Origin of the sequence: Paraburkholderia sp. BCC1885, assembly GCF_900996235.1 — a bacterium.
GTDB lineage: Bacteria > Pseudomonadota > Gammaproteobacteria > Burkholderiales > Burkholderiaceae > Paraburkholderia.
This window is the reverse complement of sequence record NZ_CAAJGM010000251.1, coordinates 1-7,670: the sequence shown is the minus strand read 5'-3', so window position 1 is coordinate 7,670 and position 7,670 is coordinate 1. Positions and strand designations below refer to the sequence as shown.

General features: G+C 65.2%; 1 protein-coding gene. It reads right to left on the bottom strand.

What is annotated here, in order from left to right:
• On the bottom strand, nt 1-7,670 hold a 7,670-nt coding region (locus FQ755_RS32135), incomplete at both ends, for a non-ribosomal peptide synthetase (RefSeq protein ID WP_144160831.1).

Below are 7,670 nucleotides of genomic sequence, written 5' to 3'. Positions count from 1 at the left end.
ACCTCGCCCACCGGCGCCTCGTACTCGCGCTCCATATACTCCGGCTCCGGTAGCGCCTTCCTGTCCACCTTCCCGTTCGGGCTCAGCGGCATCGCCTCCAGCACCACCAGTGCCGACGGCACCATGTACTCGGGCAACACACCGCCCAACTGCACGCGCAGCGCCTGCGCTTCCAGCTCGACCCCCGCCTGCGGCACCACGTACCCCACCAGCCGCATCCCGCCCGGCCCCGCCTGCGCCGTCACCACCGCCTCGCGCACACCCGCCTGCGACAGCAGCGCCGCCTCTACCTCCCCAAGCTCGATCCGGAAGCCCCGCACCTTCACCTGATGGTCGATGCGCCCCAGGTACTCCAGCGCTCCCTGCGCATTCCACCGCACCAGGTCACCCGTGCGGTACAACCTCCCGCCGTTCGCATCGAACGGGTCCGGCACGAACCGCTCTGCCGTCAGCCCCGCCCGCTTCAGGTACCCACGCGCGAGACAGACCCCGCCAAGGTATAGCTCACCCGCCATTCCTTGCGGCACAAGATTCATCGCGGAATCCAGCACGAGCGTTTCCACATTGCCGACTGGCCGACCGATTGGTACGACAGCGTCGCCTACATGACAGGTCCAGTGTGCCACCTCGATGGACGCCTCCGTCGGTCCGTACAGGTTGTACAACTCCACCTTCGGTAACATCTCGAGCAGCCGCTGCGCCAGTTCCGCTGGCAACGCCTCGCCGCTGCAGAAAATCCGTCTGAGACCGGCGCATCGCGCCACGTCGGCGTGCGCCACAAACGCCTGCAGCATCGACGGCACGAAGTGCACCGTCGTCACACCATGACGAACAATCAGCTCCTCGATCTGCTGCGGATCGCGATGGTCTCCGGGCGCAGCCATCACCAGTTGCGCTCCGACAATCAGTGGCCAGTAGAACTCCCACCCGGAAACGTCGAATCCAAACGGCGTCTTCTGCAGCACCCGGTCGTCCGAAGACAGCGCGTATGCCTGCTGGCCCCATACCAGCCGGTTGGTTAACCCGTGATGGCGACTCGCCACGCCCTTGGGCTGGCCGGTGGAGCCCGACGTGTAGATCACGTATGCCAGGTTCTCCCCGTGCACCTCAACATCGGGGGCACTCGCCGCCTCGCCCGACGCGTCCAGCGCGTCCAGCTCCAGCACCTCCACGCCTGCCGGCACGGGCAGTTCCTTCACCAGATGCGACTGCGTCAGCAGCAGCCCTATCCCACTGTCAGCCATCATGTAGACAAGCCGCTCGGCCGGATATTCCGGGTCCAGCGGCACATAGGCCCCCCCTGCCTTCAGGATTGCCAGCAGCCCCACCACCATCTCTACCGAGCGCTCCGCCGACAGGCCCACCCGCACCTCCGGTCCCACGCCCAGCTTCACGAGCCGCTGCGCAAGACGATTCGCCCGCGCGTTCAGCTCCGCGTAGCTCAACTGTTCGTCGCCGAAGACCAGTGCAATGTTGTCGGGATGTGCTGCCGCCACCTCCTCGAACAGCCTGTGTACAGGCTGGAGGCTCCCATAGGCCTGCTCGTTGCGCGACCAGGCCAGCATCTCTCGCCGTTGTGCCTCATCGGTCAGAACGATTTCGCCGAGCGCACGAGCTGAGTTGTCCGCAAATCCATCGAGCAGATACTTGACCTGTTGAGCCAGTTTCCTGATGCCGACGTCGGAAAAAGCGTCGCGGCTGAAGCTGAACTTCAGCACGAGCGTATTGCCCTGCGCGACAAGAAGCGCCAGGTCATAACTCGTTTCATCCCTACTTCGCGCGGAGCCGAAGCGCAGCCCGCCCGGCGCCGCCTCCTTCAGCACCTGATCCACCGGATAGTTCTCGAACACCACGATGCTGTCGAACAGCCCCCGGCCACTCGCGCCTGCCCACCGCTGGATCTCGTACAGCGGCGTGTGCTCGTGCTCACGCGCAGCCACCGCCTGTTCCTGCAACGCCCGTAGCCACTCGCCCAGCACGGTATCGCCACGCACCCGCGTGATCACCGGCACCGTGTTGATGAACAAACCCAGCAGTTGCTGCGAGCCCGCTAGTTCCGCCGGCCGCCCCGCCACCGTCGCCCCGAACACCACCGTCTCCTGGCCCGTGCACCGCTGCAGCACCAGCGCCCATGCCGCCTGCACCAGCGTGTTCACCGTCACACGCTCGGCCCGCGCAAACGCCGACAGTCGCGACGTCGAAGCGTCGTCCAGCCTCACCTCGTGCTCGCCGTAGCCCTGCAGTCCAGCTTCCCCGGCCGGCAGCGTCCCCACCAGCCGCGTCGGCTCATCCAGCTGCGCAAGCTGCCCGCGCCAGTACGCCTCACTCTGAGCCGCATCGCGTCGCTGCAGCCACCCAATATAGTCGCGGTAATGCGCGCCCTGAGTCACCACCTCGTCGCCCCGGTAGCGGCGCAGCACCTCGCCCAGCAGTTGGGACACGCTCCAGCCGTCCAGCAGCACATGGTGGTGTGTCCAGATCAGGTGATACTGCTGATCGCCAGCGCGCACCAGCACCAGCCGCTGCAGCGGTGGCTGTGACAGGTCGAAGCCCCGCGCAAGCTGCGCGCCCGCCAATTCCTCCAACCCCGCGTCTACCGTCTCACGGTCGCGCCAATCGTGCTCCTCGAACGGCACCTCAACCGTCTTCGCCACCCACTGCAGCCACCCTTCGCCGTGCGGCAGGAACCCCGTGCGCAGCACCGGGTTGTGCGCCGTCGACTCCTGCCACGCTGCGCGGAAGCGCTCCACGTCCAGTCCTTCGATGTCGACACGCAACTGGTTCAGGTACGCGCTGCCGCCCGGCGCATACAGCGTGTGGAACAGCATCCCCGACTGCATCGGTGACAGCGGGTACACGTCTTCAAGCTGCGCGTGCAGCACCGGCAATGCATCCAGCTCCGCCTGTGTCAGGCCCGATAGCGCGAACTGTTCGATATCGAATCCCTGCAACTCATCCACGACCCGTTGCAGCACCGGGGCAAGGCTGATGATGGTGTACTGCTCGAACAGCTGCCGCGGCGTCACCTTCCAACCCGCTTCGCGCGCCTTCGCCACGATTTGCAGGGTCAGGATCGAATCCCCACCCAACTCGAAGAAGTTCGCATGTCGGCCCACGCACTCCACACCCAGAACCTCCTGCCAGATGCGCGCTAGCATCTCTTCCACTTCTCCTTCCGGTGCTTCGTACTCCTGCTCAGCATATTCCGGCGCCGGAAGCGCCTTCCTGTCCACTTTCCCGTTCGGGTTCAGCGGCATCGAATCCAGCGCCACGATCGCAGACGGCACCATGTAATCCGGCAGCACACCGCCCAGTTGCGTGCGCAGCACCTGCGCTTCCAGATCCACGCCCGCTTCCGGCACTACGTACGCCACCAGCCGTGTGCCGCCCGGTCCCTCCTGCGCCGTCACCACCGCCTCGCGCACGCCCGCCTGCGCATGCAACTGCGACTCCACCTCGCCCAGCTCGATGCGGAAGCCCCGCACCTTCACCTGGTAGTCGATGCGCCCCAGGTATTCCAGTGCACCATCTGCATTCCATCGCGCGAGATCCCCCGTGCGGTACAGCCGCCCGCCGTTCCCGCCGAACGGATCCGGCACGAACCGCTCCGCTGTCAGCCCGGCACGGTTCAGGTAACCTCGCGCCAGGCCCGCACCAGCCACGTGCAATTCACCCGCTACGCCGACAGGCGCCAGGTTGCCTGCCCCGTCGAGCACGTACACGCCCAGGTCCGGGATCGCCCGGCCCACCGGACTGCGCCCACCGTCCATGTCCGCCACCGTTACCGGCCGGTACGTGACGTGCACCGTCGTCTCGGTGATCCCGTACATGTTGACCAGCTGCGGATTCGCATCACCGAAGTATCCGAACCACGGCCGAAGGCTCTCTGGCTCCAGCGGCTCGCCCCCGAAGATCACTACGCGAAGCTTCAGGTTTCCCGCTTCATACAACTCCGGAACCTGCATCAGTTGCCGGAACGCGGACGGCGTCTGGTTCAGCACCGTCACACCCTGCTGCTGCAGCAGTGCCAGGAACTCCTGCGGTGAGCGGCTCGTCATGTACGGCACCACCACCAACTTCCCGCCGTAACACAATGCGCCGAACAGCTCCCATACCGAAAAGTCGAACGCGTACGAGTGGAACATCGTCCACACGTCCGACGGACCGAAGCCGAACCGCGTGTCGGTCGCCGTCAGCAGACGGGACACGTTGCGGTGCGTGAGCTGGGCGCCCTTGGGTTTGCCCGTGGAGCCCGACGTGTAGATCACGTACGCCAGGTTCTCCCCGCGCACCTTCACCTCCGGCGGGCGGTCCGCCTCGCCCGACACGTCAAGCGCGTCCAGCTCGATCACCTGCACCCCTGCCGGCACCCGCAGCTCGCCCGCCAGATGCGACTGCGTGAGCAACAGACCGATCCCACTGTCGCCCATCATGTACGACAGGCGCTCAGCCGGATACTCGGGATCCAGCGGCACATACGCACCGCCCGCTTTCAGGATCGCCAGCAGCCCTACCACCATTTCGACACAGCGCTCCACCGCGATGCCCACCCGCACCTCCGGCCCCACGCCGAGCTTCGCGAGACGATGCGCAAGACGGTTCGCCTGGGCATCCAGTTGCCCGTAGCTCACCTGCACGTCACCGAAGACAACCGCTGTGGCATCCGGCCTCGCCATCGCCTGCCCGGCGATCAGTTCGTGCACCGAGCGCACGTCATGATCGGATTCCTCATGGCGGCTCCACGACAGCAGTGCCTGACGCTCCGGATCGTCGAGGATTCCAGTCTCTTCAACCGTAATACCCAGATCGCTCGTGAAAGCCTTTAACACTTCCAGGTAATGCCGTGCGATACGCACGACCGTTCCGGGCTCGAAGAGCTCTTTTGCATAGCGATAGCTGAGGCGAATCGCTCCGTCGGTCGCCTCAACAACATCCAGCGTCATCTCAAACTGCGCCATACCTTCCGGGACAGGGTACGGCTCGACAGACAGTCCTGCCAGACTTCCAGACGCAAGGAGATTTCCCCTGATGTAGTTGAACATCACCTGGAACAGCGGCGTATGGCTCAGGCTGCGCTCCGGCTGCAGCTCGTCCACCAGCACATCGAATGGAAGGTCCTGATGTGCCTGTGCAGCTAGCGCGGCCTCCCGCGTGCCAGTCAGCACTTGCGCCAGCGTGGACGTCGCGCAGACCCGCGCGCGCATGACCTGCGTATTGACGAAGAAGCCGATCAGGCCGGCGGTCTCTGGACGGTGCCGGTTCGCAATCGGGACACCGACACGAATGTCGCTTTGCCCCGTGTACCGGTGCAACAGCACGTCAAACGCGGAAAGCAGCACCATGAAAGGCGTTGTGTTCGTCTGCTGCGCAATCCTGTGGACATCTGCCGACAGCTCGCGGGACAGGTCCATCCCGTAGCGCCCACAACCGTAAGCACCGAGAGATTGCCGAGGATGGTCAAGCGGCAGAGCAACTACCGGGTGCTCGTCGCCAAGCCGGCTCTTCCAGTACGAGAGTTCTCTCGCGTGCCCGTCCGACTCCAGCCACTCACACTGCCAAACTGCATAGTCCACGTACTGGATCGGAAGCGGTGCCAGATGCACCTGCGCACGCATTGTGTGAGCCTCGTATAACGCGGCAAACTCTCGCAGGAGTATCTCCACTGACCAACCATCGGAAACAATGTGATGCATTGCCACCACAATCACATGATCCACGTCACTGACACGGATAAGTCCAACACGCAGCAGCGGCCCGTTTCTCAGGTCAAATGGCGTGGTCGCAATAGACGCCGCTAGCGCCTCGATGTGAGGCATACCCTCTGCACTGTTCGCGCAGGCGTCAACCTCCCGATATTCGTAGCGCGCATCCGTCTGGATCAACTGCTGCACGACACCACTCGCATCCTCAACAAATATCGTCCGCAGGCTTTCCTGCCGCGTCACCAGGCTATCGAAGGTTTGGCGCACTGCAGCCCGGTCCAGATGACCACGAACCCTGTGTGCGCCTGCCATGTTGTACGCAGTGCTTTCCGGCTGAAGCCGCCAGAGAAACCACATTCGCTGCTGACTATGCGACAGAGGGAACGCACGCGCCTCACCTCGCGGTACTGCAGGAATCACCTTATGAGATTCATCGGTCGGCCGCTTTTCAATCAATGCCGCAAGGCTGGCAACGGTCTGCGCCGCAAAGAGCTGACGCAATGTGAGATTGAAGTCTGCGCTGCGCAGACCGGAGACGAGCTTCAGCCCGAGAATGGAATCGCCGCCGAGCGCAAAGAAATTGTCATGCCGGCCCACGCGCGCGACCTGCAGTACGTCCGCCCAGACGCTCGCCAGCGCCTCTTCCGCCTCGCCCTGTGGCGCCTCGCACTCGCGCTCCATATACTCCGGCTCCGGTAGCGCCTTCCTGTCCACCTTCCCGTTCGGGCTCAGCGGCATCGCCTCCAGCACCACCAGTGCCGACGGCACCATGTACTCGGGCAACACACCGCCCAACTGCACGCGCAGCGCCTGCGCTTCCAGCTCGACCCCCGCCTGCGGCACCACGTACCCCACCAGCCGCATCCCGCCCGGCCCCGCCTGCGCCGTCACCACCGCCTCGCGCACACCCGCCTGCGACAGCAGCGCCGCCTCTACCTCCCCAAGCTCGATCCGGAAGCCCCGCACCTTCACCTGATGGTCGATGCGCCCCAGGTACTCCAGCGCTCCCTGCGCATTCCACCGCACCAGGTCACCCGTGCGGTACAACCTCCCGCCGTTCGCATCGAACGGGTCCGGCACGAACCGCTCTGCCGTCAGCCCCGCCCGCTTCAGGTAGCCGCGCGCCAGACCCGCACCGCCCAGGTACAACTCGCCCGCCACCCCCGGCAACGCCAAATTCATCGAAGCGTCCAGCACGTGCGTCTGAACGTTACCGATCGGACGACCGACCGGCACCACCCCGGCCCCCGCTTCGCACGTCCAGTGCGTCACGTCGATCGCCGCCTCCGTCGGCCCGTACAGGTTGTACAGCCCCGCCTGCGGCAGCAACTCCAGCGTGCGGTTCGCCAGCTCCGCCGGCAGCGCCTCGCCGCTGCACACGATCCGCTTCAGTCCGGTGCAGCCAGCCACCCCCTCGTGTGCCACGAACGCCTGCAGCATCGACGGCACGAAGTGCAGCGTCGTCACACCGTGACCATTGATCAGCTCCACCAGCCGCTGCGGATCCCGGTGCGCGCCCGGCTCCGCCATAACCAGTTTCGCGCCCGTCATCAGCGGCCAGAAGAACTCCCACACCGACACGTCGAAGCTGAACGGCGTCTTCTGCAGCACTACGTCGCCCGCATCGAGCCCGTACGCCGACTGCATCCACGCCAGACGGTTCGACAGCGCACTGTGCCGGTTCGCCGCCCCCTTGGGTCGGCCCGTTGAACCCGACGTGTAGATCACGTACGCCAGGTTCTCTCCGTTCACCTTCACCTCCGGCGCCCGGTCCGCCTCGCCCGACACATCCAGCGTGTCCAGCTCGATCACCTTCACACCCGACGGCACCGGCAGCCCCGCCACCAGATGCGACTGCGTGAGCAGCAGCCCGATCCCGCTGTCCTCCATCATGTAGGCCAGCCGCTCCGCCGGGTAGCCCGGGTCCAGCGGCACATACGCACCGCCCGCCTTCAGGATCGCCAGCAG